Raw genomic sequence first — 14,944 nt, 5'->3', positions numbered from 1 at the left:
CGGCATCGCTAGCAGGCTAGCTCCCACAGGGTTTTTGGGGTGTTCAAAATCTTTGTTATTCGCTAATTGATAGCAGCATTCGTTGCAGCATGGCATCGCAGGCATTGAGTTGATCGAGGCTGACGAACTCGTCCGGTTTATGGCCCTGATCCATGCTGCCGGGGCCGCAGACGACGGTGGGGATGCCGGCTGCGTCGAACAGACCGCCCTCGGTGCCGAAGGCCACCGTTCCAAAGGCCCTGGAGCCGCAGAATGCAGCGATCAACTCAGCCGCTTCGCTGTGTGCATCGGTCGCTAATCCGGGATATGCCGAGAGTTCACTGAAGCGAATCTCACTCCGGTCACTGACAGCCCGCATTCGCGGCAGCACGTGTTGCTCGGCGTAGGTTTTCAGGTCCCGGGCGACGTCGTTCGGATCATGGGAGGGAAGGGCGCGGATCTCGAAATCGAAACGGCAATCGGCGGGGACGATGTTCAAGGCTTTGCCGCCGCCAATTACGCCGGTTTGCACGGTGGAAAATGGCGGATCAAACCGCGCGTCGTGATGCTCGGGTGCTTTGAGCCTGGTGCCGATCCGCCCCAGCTCACCGATCAGTTCAGCGGCGTACTCAATGGCATTGACCCCAAGCGGCGCATACGCCGAATGGCACGCGTGGCCGTGAATATCACAGCGGATCGCCAGTTTGCCTTTGTGGCCGAGCACCGGTTTCAGCTCGGTCGGTTCGCCGATGATGCATAGCATCGGTTTGACTGGCCGTTGCTCCAGCTCCGCCAGCAACGAACGCACGCCGAGGCAGCCGACTTCTTCGTCATAGGAGAGCGCGATATGCACTGGCAGCCGCAACGAGGTGCTCACCAAGGAAGGCACAAGGGCAAGCACACAGGCAATGTAGCCCTTCATGTCTGCCGTGCCGCGGCCGTACACCTTGCCATCGCGCTCGGTGAGTTCGAACGGCGGCACGGTCCATGGCTGGCCGTCGACGGGCACCACGTCGGTGTGCCCCGACAGCACGATGCCCGGCTTGTCAGTCGGGCCGATCGTGGCAAACAGATTGGCCTTGCTGCGCTGCTGGTTGTAGATCAGTTCGCAAGGCACATCGCAGCTCGCGAGGTAGTCGCGGACAAACTCGATGAGCTGCAGGTTGGATTCGCGACTCGTGGTGTCGAACGCCACCAGCGCCTTCAGCACATCGCGACTGCTGCTCATCGGTCATCTCCGGCGACACCGTAGCCGGGGGATTTATCGGGGGCGAGGGCGCGGTCGATGTAGTCCTGGACTTGCGGGCGGTAGGCGTCCCACAGTTTTTCCAGCTGCCCGATCGGATCGTTGTCCGCCCAGTCGACCCGCAGGTTGATGATCGGCCAGGTCAGTTCGCCGACCACCACCATCGCCGCCGAATGCACCGGCCCGGCTTCGCCACCGGCGGCAATGGCGGCTTTCATCGCCGCGAGCAAGCGGTCGGCCAGTTGGCCTTCACCGTGTTCGAAGGCTTCAACCATGGCTTCGATCACCGCGCTGTCCGCAAGCATGTTGCCGGCGGCCACACATTGTTCGCCGGACACGGCGTTGTGGTTGCCCAGGGTTTGCGCGCCGCTGAAGTGGGCGGTCTGGCCAAGGTGGTCAATCGCAGTGATTTGCCGGTATTGGCTGTAGCCGTTGCGCGTGAGGACTTTGTCCAGTGCATCGAGGGGGGCGAGGCCTTGCTCCATCAGGGCCAGGACGTCCGGGCCGAGGGAGGGCAGGGTAATGTTCTGCGTGGAGACCGCGCCGACGCCCGGCAGCAGCCACGGGCAACGGGCGCCGACGGCGATGCTGGAAGAGCTGATGGCGATGCCGAACTGACCGGTTTCGGGGCAACGGGCGGCGATGGAGAAGGTCATGGATTTTGCTCCTTGGTTTGCCGGGGTGATGTGGTTGTCAGCTGACGCCATCGCGGGCAAGCCCGCTCCCACAGGGGTCTTTGGTGGCCACAAGTTTGTGTACGACGACTAACCTGTGGGAGCCGGCTTGCCGGCGATGGCCGCGATGCGGTCTGTTTCCTTACTCAGGAATCACCGCAATCACATCAATCTCCATCAACCACTGCGGCTGCCCCAGTGCCGACACCACCAGCCCGGTCGAAATCGGAAACACGCCTTTGAGCCACTTGCCGACCTCCTGATACACCGGCTCGCGATACCGCGGATCGATCAGGTAAGTCGTGGTTTTAACGATGTGACTGAGATCGCTGCCAGCCTCTTCCAGTAACTGCTTGACGTTACGCATGGCCTGTTCGGCCTGGGCTCTCGGGTCACCGAGACCCACCAGTCTGCCTTCGAAATCCGTCCCGACCTGGCCACGAACATACACCGTGTTGCCAGCACGGACGGCTTGGCACAGGTCATTGTCCAGGCTCTGATTCGGGTAGGTTTCCTGGGTGTTGAACATACGAATACGGGTATGGGTGGGGGTAGACATATGAAGCTCCTGAACAATGGCTTAAGCGCTGGCAGTTTTTTTAGGGGCGAGCGAAACAGCTTCAGCCTCGCGTTGCGCTGCATCGTGGTAGTCGAGATACGAGCGCTGAATGGCGATGTGATCAGCCACATATTTGGCATCGTGCCAAACGCCCCAGATGAACGAAGACCCGCGACGCGACTGCCATGGCAGGCCGAGGAAATACACCCCCGGTTCGCTCGACACGCCGCGCTGATGCTGCGGTTTGCCCTTGTCGTCGAAGGCGTCAACGTTGAGCCAGCTGTAATCGGTGGCAAAACCGGTGGCCCAGATGATCGAGGTCACGCCGGCCTTGGCCAGGTCGAGTTCGAGAATCGGCTGGGTCACGCATGCCGGATCGGGGAAGGTGATGCGCGCTTCGGGTTCTTCCGGCAACTCCAGGCCATTGCGTTCGATGTAGGCGTCGGCGGCGTTGAGCAACGCCAGATAATTCTCATCGCCACGCGCCAGGTTCTCGGCCAGGTTCGGCTGGAAAGTCGCCACCCCGCCATTGAATGAATGAGTCAGACCAACCAGCGTCATGCCGCGATGGGCGAGGCCTCGAAAGTCCACGGTGCGGCCGCCATGCGCGCCACTCACCGCGATGGTCACGTGTTCGCGACCGGGCTTCATCGCCGCTTGATCCCACTCGCCAAGCACCCCCAGCCACCAGCAGAAATCCCGGTTGCGATAGGCGCGAGGAGGACGGTCGTGGGCGCCGACGGAGAGGTAAACCTGCTTGCCAGAACGTTGCAATTCATCGGCGATCTGCACGCCTGACGAGCCGGCACCGACCACCAAAACAGCGCCTTCGGGCAGTTGCTGCGGGTTGCGGTAATCGGCGGAGTGAATCTGCAGGAACGGCTGATCTTGCGGGGCAATCGGCGGGATGACCGGACGCTGGAACGGCCCGGTGGCGGCGACCACGCGGTTGGCTTCGATCACGCCTTCAGAGGTTTCAATGGTGAATCCCGGACGACCGATGTTGCGTTCAACCTTCAGCACATCCACGCCCGTGCGGATCGGCGCGTTGAATTTCTTCGCATAGGCTTCGAAGTAATCGGCGACACGCTCTTTCGGCGCAAACGCGTCCGGGCTGAGGTCGTCAAAATCAAGACCCGGAAAACGGTCATGCCACGCCGGGCCATTCGCCACCAACGAATCCCAGCGCCCGGTGCGCCAGCGCTCGGCAATACGGTTGCGCTCCAGCACCAGGTGCGGCACGCCCAGTTTGCTCAGGTGTTCACTCATGGCCACGCCAGCCTGACCGGCGCCAACAATCAGCGTATCTGTTTTTATTTTTTCAGTGGTCATCTCAATACCCTCGACGTTGGAGTCAGGTCGCGAACGGCCTGCCATTTCTTGGGCTCAAGACTAGGGATGACCCTGGTATCGGTAAAATATTATTAAGCTGGCATTTGAGTATAAATAACTGAGGCAGAGCCCCGATTCTGTAAACTGGCTGCCCTTTTCACGCCCTCAAACAAGAGAACCCCATGGCTAACCAAGACATCACCTTCACCCCTGATCCCGACGCGGATTCCATCTCCTCCGACGTTGCCGGTTTCAACGGCATCCTGGTCTCCACACAGATCCCGACCCGCGCCGACGGCAGCCTGGAACTGGGCGACATCACCCTGCAGAGCGAGTGCACGTTGCAGGCATTGAAGGTTGCGCTGGAGCGCGCCGGCAGTTCCATGGACCGCGTCATGCACCTGACCATCTACCTCACCGACATGGCCGACCGCGCCGCGTTCAATGAGGTTTACAAGCGTTTCTTCGCCAAGCCGTGGCCGGTACGTGCAGCGGTTGGCGTGGCATCGCTGGCGGTTGACGGCATGCGTGTGGAAGTGACCGCGATGGCGGCCAAGGGCTGAGCACAACCGCAGGAGCGAGGTATGGCCCGGTCCTGCGCACACCGTCGCCTTGCCGGCGATGGCGGCGCCCGGCGGAACACTCAGCCGGCGTCGCTCATATTTGCTCCAGCAGCCAGGTACGGAAGGCGATCAGTGAGGGCAGTCTTTCGTTGCGCGGTGGGTAGGTCAGGTAGTAACTGCGCTGACTGGCGAAGGGCAGGTCCAGGCTGATCAGCTCGGCGCTGGCCAATTCGTCGGTCACCAGGATGCGCGGCACCAGGCCGATGCCGATACCCGCTCTCACGGCCTGGATCAAATGTGAAGTGAGTTCGAAACTGGGCCCCAGGCGCATCATTCGATGGGGCAAGCCGTGGTGGCTGAACCACTCGCCCCAGACGTTGGCATTGTTCGCGACGTTGAGCAGCGTCTGTCCGCCAATGCGTTCCGGGGTCCAGGCGTCATGGGCCGCGGCCGCTTGTGGAGAAATGATCACCATCAGTTCTTCCGTATGCAGTCGATGGCTGATCAGGCCCGGCACGTCGGCAGTGCCGACGACGATCGCGGCATCGATGCCGCTGGTTTCGAAGTCGATGGCTTCGATCCGGGAATTGATGTGCACCAGCATGCCTGGATGGGTTTTGTAGAAATCATGAAGGCGCGGCAGTAACCACTTCGAGCCGAACGTGGGCAGTGTGGCCAGGCGTAAGGTTCCGCTGCCTGATTGATAAGCCAGCGCCTGCAATGTGGCGCTGCGGATGCGTCCGAGCGCGTCACTCATTTCCCGCTGGTAAAGACGACCGACATCGGTCAATTGCACCTGGCGGCCTTCACGGCGAAACAGCGTCAGGCCCAGTTGCTGCTCCAGCGCCTGGACTTGCCGGCTGACGGCGCTTTGAGTCAATGACAGCTCTAGCGCGGCGCGGGTATAGCTTTCATGCCGGGCGGCGGCTTCAAACGCCAGCAGCAACGACATGGAAGGGGTGAGGTGGCGGTAATTCATTCGTAAAAGTCATCAATAGCGGCAGGATTATCCGTTTGTCTGGCGCCAGAACCTGCAGGATCATTGGCTCAGCCGACGACCTGAGGCTGACCTATTAATGCTCAGGCGACAAGTGTTTTGATTTTTCCGTGATTAGACCTACAAGAGACCCTCCAGCGATGATCGCCCAGTTGCTTCCCGCTGCGCCCGCGGCACAGTACCCGGAATTCCTCCAGGCCTTGCGTGCCAATGGCTTGCGCGGTCAGCTCAGTGCCGACTATGCCACCCGCACCGTATTGGCGACGGACAACTCGATTTACCAGCGTCTGCCGCAAGCGGCGGTGTTCCCACTGGATGCGGACGATATCGTACGCATCGCGACGTTGATGGCCGAACCGCGCTTTCGCCAGATCAAGCTGACCCCGCGCGGCGGGGGGACCGGCACCAACGGCCAGTCGTTGACCGATGGCATCGTGGTTGACCTGTCGCGGCACATGAACAAAATCCTCGAAATCAACGTCGCCGAGCGTTGGGTGCGGGTGCAGGCGGGCGTGGTCAAGGACCAGCTCAATGCCGCGCTCAAGCCCCACGGGCTGTTCTTCGCCCCGGAGCTGTCGACGTCCAACCGGGCAACCGTTGGCGGCATGATCAACACGGACGCCAGCGGCCAGGGCAGTTGCACCTACGGCAAGACCCGCGATCATGTGCTGGAACTGCACAGCGTTCTGATCGGTGGTGAACGCCTGCATAGCCATCCGCTTTCCGACTCGCAACTGGAAGCGGCGTGTACTCAGTCCGGCCGCATCGGTGAGGTCTACCGTACCGCGCGGCAGATTCAGGAAACCCAGGCCGACCTGATCGAGTCCGTGTTCCCCAAACTCAACCGGTGCCTGACCGGTTACGACCTGGCGCACCTGCGCGACGAGCAAGGGCGTTTCAACCTCAATAGCGTGCTGTGCGGAGCGGAAGGCTCGCTGGGGTACATCGTCGAGGCCAAGCTCAACGTGCTGCCGATTCCCAAGTATTCGGTGCTGGTGAACGTGCGCTACAGCAGCTTCATGGATGCGCTGCGCGATGCCAACGCGTTGCTGGCGCACACGCCGCTGTCCATCGAAACCGTGGACTCCAAGGTGTTGATGCTGGCGATGAAAGACATCGTCTGGCACAGCGTCGCCGAGTATTTCCCGACGGATGCCGAGCGCCCCACGCTGGGCATCAACCTGGTGGAATTCAGCGGCGAAGACGTGGCGCAAGTGAACGCTCGCGTGGCGTCGTTCGTGACGCATTTACAGGCCGACACGACGATCGAACGGCTGGGCCACACGCTGGCCGAAGGTGCGGAAGCGGTGACCCGTGTCTACACCATGCGTAAACGCTCTGTCGGGCTATTGGGCAACGTCGAAGGCGAAATTCGCCCGCAGCCTTTTGTCGAAGACACCGCCGTGCCGCCGGAGAAACTGGCCGACTACATCACTGAGTTCCGCGCATTGCTCGACGGTCATGGCCTGGCCTATGGCATGTTCGGTCACGTCGATGCCGGTGTGTTGCACGTGCGTCCGGCACTGGACATGAAAGACCCGGCCCAGGCTGCTCTGGTCAAGCCGATTTCCGATGCCGTGGCCGAGCTGACGCGGCGCTATGGCGGGCTGCTGTGGGGCGAGCACGGCAAGGGATTGCGTTCGGAATATGTTCCCGAGTTTTTTGGCGAGCTGTACCCGGCGCTGCAATCGCTCAAGGGGGCGTTTGACCCGCACAATCAGCTCAATCCCGGCAAGATCTGCACCCCGCCGGATGCTGCCCAAGGCCTGCTCAAGGTCAACGAAGTGACGCTGCGCGGTGATCTGGATCGGCAAATCGACGAGCGCGTCTGGCAGAGTTTCGGCAGCGCCGTGCACTGCAACGGTAACGGCGCTTGCTACAACTATGACCCCAACGATGCGATGTGCCCGTCGTGGAAGGCCACGCGCGAACGCCAACATTCGCCGAAGGGCAGGGCATCATTGATTCGCGAATGGTTGCGTCTGCAAGGCGCGGCCAACATTGATGTCTTGCAAGCGGCCCGGGGCAAATTGACGTGGTTGAGCGGATTGCCGACGCGCTTGCGCAATAACCTGGCGCGCTCGCGCGGCGAGACGGATTTCTCCCATGAGGTGTACGACGCGATGGCCGGCTGTCTGGCCTGTAAGTCCTGCGCGGGACAATGCCCGGTCAAGGTCAACGTTCCGGAATTCCGCTCGCGTTTTCTCGAGCTGTATCACGGTCGCTATCAACGCCCGATCCGCGATTATCTGATCGGTTCGCTGGAGTTCACCATTCCCTACATGGCCTACGCACCGGGCCTGTACAACGCGGTGATGGGCTCGAAATGGGTGAGCCGCTTGCTTGAACGGCACGTCGGCATGCTCGACAGTCCACTGATCAACCGCTACGACCTGCAGGCCACGTTGAAGCGCTGCAAAGTTGCTGTCGCCAGTGTGCCAGCCCTGCGCGAATTGACTGCCGCACAACGGGAGCGAAGCGTGGTGTTGGTGCAGGACGCCTTCACCCGATACTTTGAAACACCGTTGCTGGCGAGCTTTATCCAGTTGGCGCATCAGTTGGGCTACCGCGTGTTTCTGGCGCCCTACAGTGCCAACGGCAAGCCTTTGCACGTGCAGGGTTTCCTTGGTGCATTCGCCAAAGCGGCGGTCCGCAACGCCAATCAGCTCAACGCCCTGGCCGACTGTGGCGTGCCGTTGGTTGGACTGGATCCGGCGATGACGCTGGTCTACCGCCAGGAGTATCAGAAAGTGCCGGGGCTCGACGGCTGCCCGAGCGTCCTGCTACCCCAGGAGTGGTTGGTTGACGCGCTGCCTGAGCGGCCTCATGGCGTTGCACAGACGTTTCGTTTGATGGCGCACTGCACCGAGAAGACCAACGTCCCGGCCAGTTCTTCGCAATGGGAAACCGTGTTTGCCCGGCTTGGGCTGAAGCTGGTGACCGAGGCGACTGGCTGTTGCGGCATGTCGGGTACCTACGGCCATGAAGCGCGTAATCAGGAGACCTCGCGGACTGTTTTCGAGCAGTCATGGGCGGGCAAGCTGGAGAAGGCAGGTGAAGCGCTGGCGACTGGGTATTCGTGCCGCAGCCAGGTCAAGCGCCTGGCCAACAGGCAACTGCGTCACCCGCTGGAAGTGGTGTTGGAGCATTCACGCGTTAAGTGAGGGAGGGCGAGTAATCCATTGGAGGGCCAGCGTGCTCCGTGCCATTGCCGAGGCTCGCCAACCTCGGTCGATGTGAGGCGCCCTCACCTGGTTTCAGGGACCTCCAGGCCGCCTGGATAGAAAGAGCGGGTCATGTGTATCGCTGTGTATCCAGACCCGCTCTACAGATGCTGGCGTACAAATGCCCCTTGATCCGGATACATCCGGGATACACGGTTGCAGTCAAATAGCCTGGCCTTGGCGAGAAAGCAAACGCACCTCGCACCACGGCTTATCGCCCTGGTGGCATGACCCTGAGCGGCTCACCGCACACAGTATCTGGAGAAACAACCATGTCCCATATCTCGAACAAATCCCGTATTGGTCTGATCGCTGTTGCGCTGGTTGGCAGCATGAACCTTGCTTCGTCCGCCTTCGCTGCTGACGCGCTGCCCCAAGGCTACCAGCTCGCCGCCGCTGAAAAGACCAGTGAAGGCAAGTGTGGCGAAGGCAAATGTGGCGCCAGCGAAACCGGTGCCAAGGCCACCAAGGCCGGTGAAGGCAAGTGCGGTGAAGGTAAATGCGGCGACGCTTCCTTCGCGCGCACCGACACCGACCACGACGGCCGCGTTTCCCTGAAAGAATTGCTGGCTGTTGCTCCGCAGGGCACTGAAGAGTTCAAGGCGATGGACACCAACAACGATGGTTTCCTCTCCGAGGGCGAGGTCTACAAATTCCGCACCAACCAGTTCACCTCCAACGGCAAGAAAGTACCGACCGAACTGTTCACCAAAATGAGCAAAGCGCAGAACTGATAGCGGGTGCCGTCAACCGCTACGACACCGGTGTGGCGAGATAGGGTTTTCTCTATCTCGCCCGCGCTGGCGTTTATCCGTAGCGATTCATAAAGCGTTGTAGCGCTTCAAATCGACCGCTGATTCACCCGCCGGGTCAGTTCCTCTGCCGACTCCTTGCGTTCCGAGTAACGGTCAACCAGGTCCGGGCGATCGCGCAGCAACAGGGTGAACTTCACCAATTCCTCCATGACGTCCACCACCCGGTCATACAGCGAGGACGGTTTCATGCGGTTGCCTTCGTCGAATTCCAGAAAGGCTTTCGGCACGGAAGACTGGTTGGGGATGGTGAACATCCGCATCCAGCGCCCCAGCACGCGCAATTGATTCACCACGTTAAACGACTGGGAGCCACCACTGACTTGCATGACCGCGAGGGTTTTACCCTGAGTCGGGCGAATGGCACCTATCGCGAGCGGCACCCAGTCTATCTGCGCCTTGAACACGGCAGACATCGAACCGTGACGCTCGGGTGAACACCAGACCTGTCCTTCGGACCATTGCATCAGCTCGAGCAGTTCCTGAACTTTCGGGTGATCGGTCGGTGCATCATCCGGCAGCGGAAGGCCGGATGGATTGAAGATCCGCGTTTCTGCACCGAAGTGTTCGAGCAACCGGGCGGCTTCCTCGACCAGCAGACGACTGAATGAACGCGCTCGGGTCGATCCGTACAACAGGAGGATTCGCGGCTTGGGTCGGGTGTCGTCACCGGTCATGGATGGGATCAGGGAGGCGTCGAGATTGGGCAGTTCGTGGGACATGAGTGCTCCGGTTACAGGGTGCTGATGCGATCGAGTTCACGCTTCAAGGCATCCCGGTCAAGTTCGCCGAAGGGCAGGGCGAGGAAGGCCCGGCAGCGTGTTTCGATGCGTGCCAAGGTCGAGTGGAAGGCAGCGGTGATGACCGCTTCTTCCCCCTTCACCTCGGAGGGATCTTCCAATCCCCAATGGGCCTTCAGCGCCGGCCCGAAGTAAACCGGGCAGGTTTCGCCGGCGGCCTTGTCGCAGACGGTGATGACAATGTCCGGTGGATTGGCTTCGAACGCGTCGTTGCCTTTGCTGCTCAACCCGTCGATCGCGATGCCGGCTTCTTGCAACGTCACAAGACTGCGCGGCAGAACCTGGCCCTTGGGGAAGCTGCCGGCGCTGATCGCCTGAAAACCTTGCGGCGCGAGATGATTGAACATCGCCTCGGACAGGATGCTGCGGCAGCTATTGGCGGTGCACATGAACAGAACGCGCATGGTGATTCCTATTATATATATGGTTATTCGAATATATGGTTGCCCATATGAATAGGTCAAATTCTGTCTGACTGCCAACTCACGACCCGCAGCCGACGTGAAAGGGTCGACGGCTTTCAGAACACAAGCCTGAAGACGCTCAAGTACGCGCCTTTCATGGATGTTTAATGTGCGCGAGCGCCCACGACGGCACGCCTAATTTCTGCACTCGGACAACACCACCTGGCAGGTATCCGGCGTGCCACCGGAGCGGCCGGCATAGCGAATGCAGTTATTCAAGGATTTTTGGCGCGCCATGTTCAAGGTGTCCCCCCAAGCGAGGCCACCTTCGCCGGAAGTGGGCAGCGCTTTGGCATAGCAGCTTGAGCCTGCGTTTGAGGCCGAATAGCGAGCCGTAGCCGCTTTGCCTGAACATCCCGCCATCATCGCCAGATTGATGGCCAGCAGGGAGGGCAGGACCCATGACGAATAGTGGCGTGCTGTTTTTCCGGTCATGGCGTTTTCCTGCAAGAGGCGGCTAGCAGCGTGTGTGTAGTCGTGTACTTATCAGATTAGACGGTTGGCTGAGGGTGAGAAGGGCAGATGGGGCAAGCTGCGCGGCAAACGCTTGCGCGCAGCGCCAATGGTGCATTCGCGGGTTACTTAAGTGCCCCTCACAATTGGCCTAAACCGATACATCAACGTTCCCACGAGCCAACAGCCACTCCTGATAGACCGCAGCGCTGTCAATCGAAAAGTCGCCAGGGTTAGCGTTGATGGTGTTCTCTTCAGGGCTTGCGACCTCGATCAGAGGCTGGAGGTTTTCCAGCACAGGCAAAGCGTCGCTTTTGCTGAAGGACTGCACATTGGGCCGTGCGATGGAGTCGCTTTTCGCGTTGAACGTTGCCAGGTTCTGATCCGATTTATAGCGAGCTTTCAGCTGTTCCAGATCGCGTTCTGCCTCGCGAAAACTTTTATCGATCTGTGCCTGGGTTTGCGCTGTCGCATTGACGACCTGGATCTTGCCGGCGGTCACGTTGCCACTTTCCAAAGACCTTTTGAACGCATCGACGTAATGCAGTGCAGGTAAGTTGCTTCCGATCATGTTGACACTCCTTGGTTGGTGACCGAGTAGCAGAGCAAAAGTCAGGCCATTTGTTGAGTGCCTTGTCCTGCAGGGTGTTGGCGGGTCACAGAGGTGAGTCGGTGGCACGCGCTTGCCGAGAGCGGCAACGCATTGCCCTCGTCATCGACCTGATCGCTTCGGCCAGCAGGATTGCGTGTTCGGTACATCACCCGGCATCTGGCGCAGACAATTGGCATGAGAAGGGTTATCGAGACTGCGGCCAGTGATCCTGAATGTCATGCCATACAGCCTTGGACGCCACCTCGACATGCTTCTGTTTGTCGCAATCAAAGGGCGTGTCCAACGTACCGAGCGCTATGGAGATCCAATCGGAGTATTCGCCCTGGCTATTTGACCAGAAGAGCGATGAACCGCAGCGAGTGCAAAACTGGCGCTCGACAGATGCAGAGGACGGGTAAGAGCGGATGTCAGCGCTACCCTGTACAAGATCAAAGTCGCCACGCAAAACACTGCCGTAGCTCGCAAATGCTGCTCCATGGCTTTTGCGGCATTGACTGCAATGGCAGTGCGAAACGGCTTTGGGGCGTGACCGGAGTTGGTATTGGACTGCGCCGCAAAGGCAACGGCCCTGGAAAGTCTCAGTCATTTTTGATGGCGATCCACTGAAGAGAGGACGGCACTTTAAGCGGTGGGCAGATGCAGTGTCGAGTGAGTGCTTCAGGCTGATAGTTCGCCGATGCGAACGTCAACTTTCGAGCGAAATCACCGGCCTGGATTGTCTCGATCTACGTCATCGGCTCAATTGCTCGACCAATTCAGGCGTGACGTAATGCGGTCCGTCGAACAGGTACAACGGATAGCCGTCATACGCCGCCAATTGCGGTTTGAGTTCGGCGGCGGTGGCGGAGCGGAATCCGCCACCAAAGTTGGGGCGGAAGGCTTCGACGATGATTCGCACACGGTCTTTGCCCAGGCGTTGGCGCAAGGCGTCGGCGTAGGTTCGGGCGACCGGTGCGGTGCGGGCGTAGACGCCGACGCCGTCCTGGAAAAACACGCCAATGTCATTCGGCAGCCACTGCTTGAGCCATTCGGCGGTGGCGGCAGGGCCGATATTGGCGCCGTCATACACGCTGATCCACAGCGGTCGCGGCAGCTTGGCGAGCAGGGCAGGCAACTCTTTGGCGCGGGTCCAGCTCGGATCGACTTCGGCAGGGAAATACCAGCCGGTGACGTGTAGCGGCGTAGGCAGTTTGGCGATGCGTTCGGAGACTTCAGCCAGTTGCTCGATGTTGTCCCGCGAGCGATTCTCGCTGAAGTAACCGGCCAGCCCGAGGATCACATCCTGCGCCCAGGGCGCCTTGGCGATGCGTGCCCAATCGGGCAGTATCGGCACACTCGGTAGCCCGGTACCGGCAATGAAAGCCTGATCGTCGACGACGGTCCATTGCACCAGCAGTTCACGAGCGCCGAGTTTTTCCCATTGACCGGTGATGCCGACCGTCTTGTTGTCCGGCTGCCAGACGATGCCGACAATGCCTGGGCTCAAGGCCTTGTTTGTCATGTAAAGCATGGCGGTTCCTGCACTGAGGGTGATGGCAAACAATAGCGCGGTGACCGTCGCGCGACTCGCGGTGTAGCCAGGAATATTCACGGCAGTGCCTTGTTGATGCGTTGATGCCATTGGCTCAGCGAAGTGACGCCCTTGGCGCTCCAGTTGGCTGTCGCATCGGGGCCAAGGTGAAACTGGCCCTCGTTGAATTGCCAGACGATCACTTGCGGTTTGTGTTGGGCAAAATCCGCCGACTCCAGGTATTGCAGCAGCGTAGCCCATGGGCCGACATCGCCGGGGTTCCAGGTCAGCGCGACGGGGCGGTCCAGCGCATTGGAGAGCTTCTGCGTAAAGCCAAGGTAAGGTTGGACAAAGCTGTTGCCGATGACTTGCACCGGTGCTGGCGCATCATCGATCAGCAAGTCGTTTTCCGCCTGGTGGCGAACGGTATAGATGTCGCGACCAATCGCCTTGCGTTTGACCGCCGGCAAAAAATTGCTCGCCAGGTCGCCGAACGCACGGCGGTCGAACCACTGGCCCAGCGCCGCGCCACCACCGGGTTCGCCTTGCAGCCGGTAGCGTTCGGTAATCAGTTGCGCGGTGGCGTCGGCGGTGTTTTCGGCGCTCCAGGCAGTCCAGTGGTAGTCGGCGCGGTAAAAAGCCGTGTGTTGGCCTTGCTCGGTGTTTTGCAGGATGGGCTTGATGTTCAGCGTGCTCAGCCCTGCGCGAGTCAGGTCACGCTGCAAGTGCTCGTAACGCTGCATCACCGCCGTACTCAGCGGCTGATCGGCCGGCAGACGCTGTGCGTAGAACGGCGCTTTCATCGGCACCACCAACACGACCAGCCCGATGTGCGCGCGTTCGAGTCGCTGCTGGAGTGCTTTGATCAACTCAATGTTGCGGGTCGTGCCGGTGGTGTCGACCTTGTTCAGGCTTTCCCAGGCCGGAAACAACCATCCGCCATTGCCAGTGATCACTGCAGACGCCGCTTGCACGGCGGTGCCTGACAGGCTCGACAGGAGGCCGGCGAGCAGGGCGGGCATCGACCAGCGATGGATAAAACGCGAGGGTTTGCATTGAAGGGTCATGGCGCGCTCTGGTCGACAAGGCCAATCAGCCGTGGCGCCTGGCGGGTGCCAACCAGAAACAGGCTGTAGCGATCGCCCGCCTTGAACGGTGCCAGTTTCATTGGGAGGCTGCGGTGCTGATCGCAGCTGGCAACCAGCGTCGCCTGCACCGGGTTGATGGCGCGCTGGGCCTGCCCATTGAACGGCACCTGACTGAACACCGGGGCGCCGTTGGCCAATTGGACATTGGCCTGTGCGCAACCGTTGCCCAGGTTGTACACGTTCAGTTCGGCGCGCAGGTCTTTGCCGCGCAGCGGCGGGTCGATGACCAGGCGCGGCGCCAATGCCGGGTCGTTGTCGAGAATCAGCGTGACCCACGCACCTTTCGGTGCGCTCAGGTCCTTTATCTCGCGACCATTGACGGTCAGCTGTAGCGGCTGCCGCGAGTCGACCACCTGGAAGGGACTGGCCAGCGTGTTCTGGGCGGAAAGGGCAACACTCGCGCCTTGGCCCACCCGGACCTGCATGGCGGTGTCGTGTGGGTTGACCACCCGGACCCAGGCCGAACCCTCGGGCAATGTTGGCGCGTACAGCTGTGCGATTTCGGGGGCCGCTGGTGCCCACGTCGGGATCAGGCCAAGGCCCAGCCACAAATAGATTCGAGCGTTCATG

Annotated in this window: 16 protein-coding genes; 3 read left to right on the top strand and 13 right to left on the bottom strand. The window is 60.6% G+C overall.

Features of this window, described 5'->3' with window-relative positions; genetic code table 11:
* Nucleotides 1-55 precede the first annotated feature (55 nt).
* The 4 genes from argE to Q7W83_RS10510 form a co-directional block, all read right to left on the bottom strand.
* Complete coding sequence (argE, locus tag Q7W83_RS10525) at nt 56-1,207, bottom strand: acetylornithine deacetylase (protein WP_458377308.1); 1,152 nt, start codon at nt 1,205-1,207, stop codon at nt 56-58.
* Entirely contained in the window at nt 1,204-1,881 is a 678-nt protein-coding gene (locus Q7W83_RS10520) for a DUF1028 domain-containing protein (RefSeq protein ID WP_150632986.1), read from the bottom strand. Before Q7W83_RS10520 ends, argE begins: the two co-directional genes overlap by 4 nt.
* A gap of 160 nt (nt 1,882-2,041) precedes the next feature.
* Nucleotides 2,042-2,458 (bottom strand): RidA family protein, encoded by a 417-nt coding sequence (locus Q7W83_RS10515; RefSeq protein WP_150632987.1) that lies wholly within the window; start codon nt 2,456-2,458, stop codon nt 2,042-2,044.
* Between the two features lie 21 nt (nt 2,459-2,479).
* A complete protein-coding gene (locus Q7W83_RS10510; protein WP_412072587.1) occupies nt 2,480-3,835 on the bottom strand; it encodes a flavin-containing monooxygenase in 1,356 nt (451 codons plus the stop codon).
* A 137-nt stretch (nt 3,836-3,972) separates the two neighbouring features.
* On the opposite strand from Q7W83_RS10510, the gene Q7W83_RS10505 reads away from it, so the two are divergent.
* A complete protein-coding gene (locus Q7W83_RS10505) occupies nt 3,973-4,353 on the top strand; it encodes a RidA family protein (protein WP_150632989.1) in 381 nt (126 codons plus the stop codon).
* A 94-nt stretch (nt 4,354-4,447) separates the two neighbouring features.
* Here the strand turns inward: Q7W83_RS10505 and Q7W83_RS10500 are convergent, their stop codons facing one another.
* Complete coding sequence (locus tag Q7W83_RS10500) at nt 4,448-5,332, bottom strand: LysR substrate-binding domain-containing protein (protein ID WP_150639803.1); 885 nt, start codon at nt 5,330-5,332, stop codon at nt 4,448-4,450.
* 158 nt (nt 5,333-5,490) lie between these two features.
* Here Q7W83_RS10500 and ydiJ point away from each other — a divergent pair, with 158 nt between their 5' ends.
* Both ydiJ and Q7W83_RS10490 read left to right on the top strand, forming a co-directional pair.
* Complete coding sequence (gene ydiJ / locus Q7W83_RS10495) at nt 5,491-8,514, top strand: D-2-hydroxyglutarate dehydrogenase YdiJ (protein ID WP_473655982.1); 3,024 nt, start codon at nt 5,491-5,493, stop codon at nt 8,512-8,514.
* A gap of 332 nt (nt 8,515-8,846) precedes the next feature.
* Nucleotides 8,847-9,308 carry an HvfA family oxazolone/thioamide-modified RiPP metallophore gene (locus Q7W83_RS10490; protein ID WP_150632992.1) on the top strand — a complete coding sequence of 154 codons (462 nt, stop codon included), beginning with the start codon at nt 8,847-8,849 and terminating at the stop codon, nt 9,306-9,308.
* Nucleotides 9,309-9,415: 107 nt separating this feature from the next.
* Here Q7W83_RS10490 and arsH read toward each other — a convergent pair whose 3' ends face one another.
* The 8 genes from arsH to Q7W83_RS10450 form a co-directional block, all read right to left on the bottom strand.
* Entirely contained in the window at nt 9,416-10,108 is a 693-nt protein-coding gene (gene arsH, locus Q7W83_RS10485) for an arsenical resistance protein ArsH (protein ID WP_150632993.1), read from the bottom strand.
* 11 nt (nt 10,109-10,119) lie between these two features.
* Nucleotides 10,120-10,590, bottom strand: coding sequence for an arsenate reductase ArsC (locus tag Q7W83_RS10480; RefSeq protein ID WP_150632994.1), 471 nt, complete (start codon nt 10,588-10,590; stop codon nt 10,120-10,122).
* Nucleotides 10,591-10,785: 195 nt separating this feature from the next.
* Nucleotides 10,786-11,085: a DUF4189 domain-containing protein gene (locus Q7W83_RS10475; protein ID WP_150632995.1), complete on the bottom strand. Its 300-nt coding sequence runs from the start codon at nt 11,083-11,085 to the stop codon at nt 10,786-10,788.
* A gap of 169 nt (nt 11,086-11,254) precedes the next feature.
* A complete protein-coding gene (locus tag Q7W83_RS10470) occupies nt 11,255-11,674 on the bottom strand; it encodes a hypothetical protein (RefSeq protein WP_150632996.1) in 420 nt (139 codons plus the stop codon).
* Between the two features lie 226 nt (nt 11,675-11,900).
* Entirely contained in the window at nt 11,901-12,302 is a 402-nt protein-coding gene (locus tag Q7W83_RS10465) for a GFA family protein (RefSeq protein WP_150653556.1), read from the bottom strand.
* A gap of 144 nt (nt 12,303-12,446) precedes the next feature.
* Complete coding sequence (locus Q7W83_RS10460; RefSeq protein ID WP_412072586.1) at nt 12,447-13,226, bottom strand: alpha-amylase family protein; 780 nt, start codon at nt 13,224-13,226, stop codon at nt 12,447-12,449.
* 77 nt (nt 13,227-13,303) lie between these two features.
* Nucleotides 13,304-14,293, bottom strand: coding sequence for an alginate O-acetyltransferase AlgX-related protein (locus Q7W83_RS10455; RefSeq protein WP_150632999.1), 990 nt, complete (start codon nt 14,291-14,293; stop codon nt 13,304-13,306).
* The gene (locus tag Q7W83_RS10450) at nt 14,290-14,943 is read right to left on the bottom strand and encodes an alginate O-acetyltransferase AlgF (RefSeq protein WP_150633000.1); all 654 of its coding nucleotides are present in this window, start codon (nt 14,941-14,943) and stop codon (nt 14,290-14,292) included. The genes Q7W83_RS10455 and Q7W83_RS10450 overlap by 4 nt, the downstream gene beginning before the upstream one ends.
* Nucleotide 14,944 lies beyond the last annotated feature (1 nt).

The organism is Pseudomonas sp. 300 (assembly GCF_055803035.1).
Note: the sequence above shows the minus strand (reverse complement) of the source record. Positions and strands in the feature narration are given on the sequence as shown.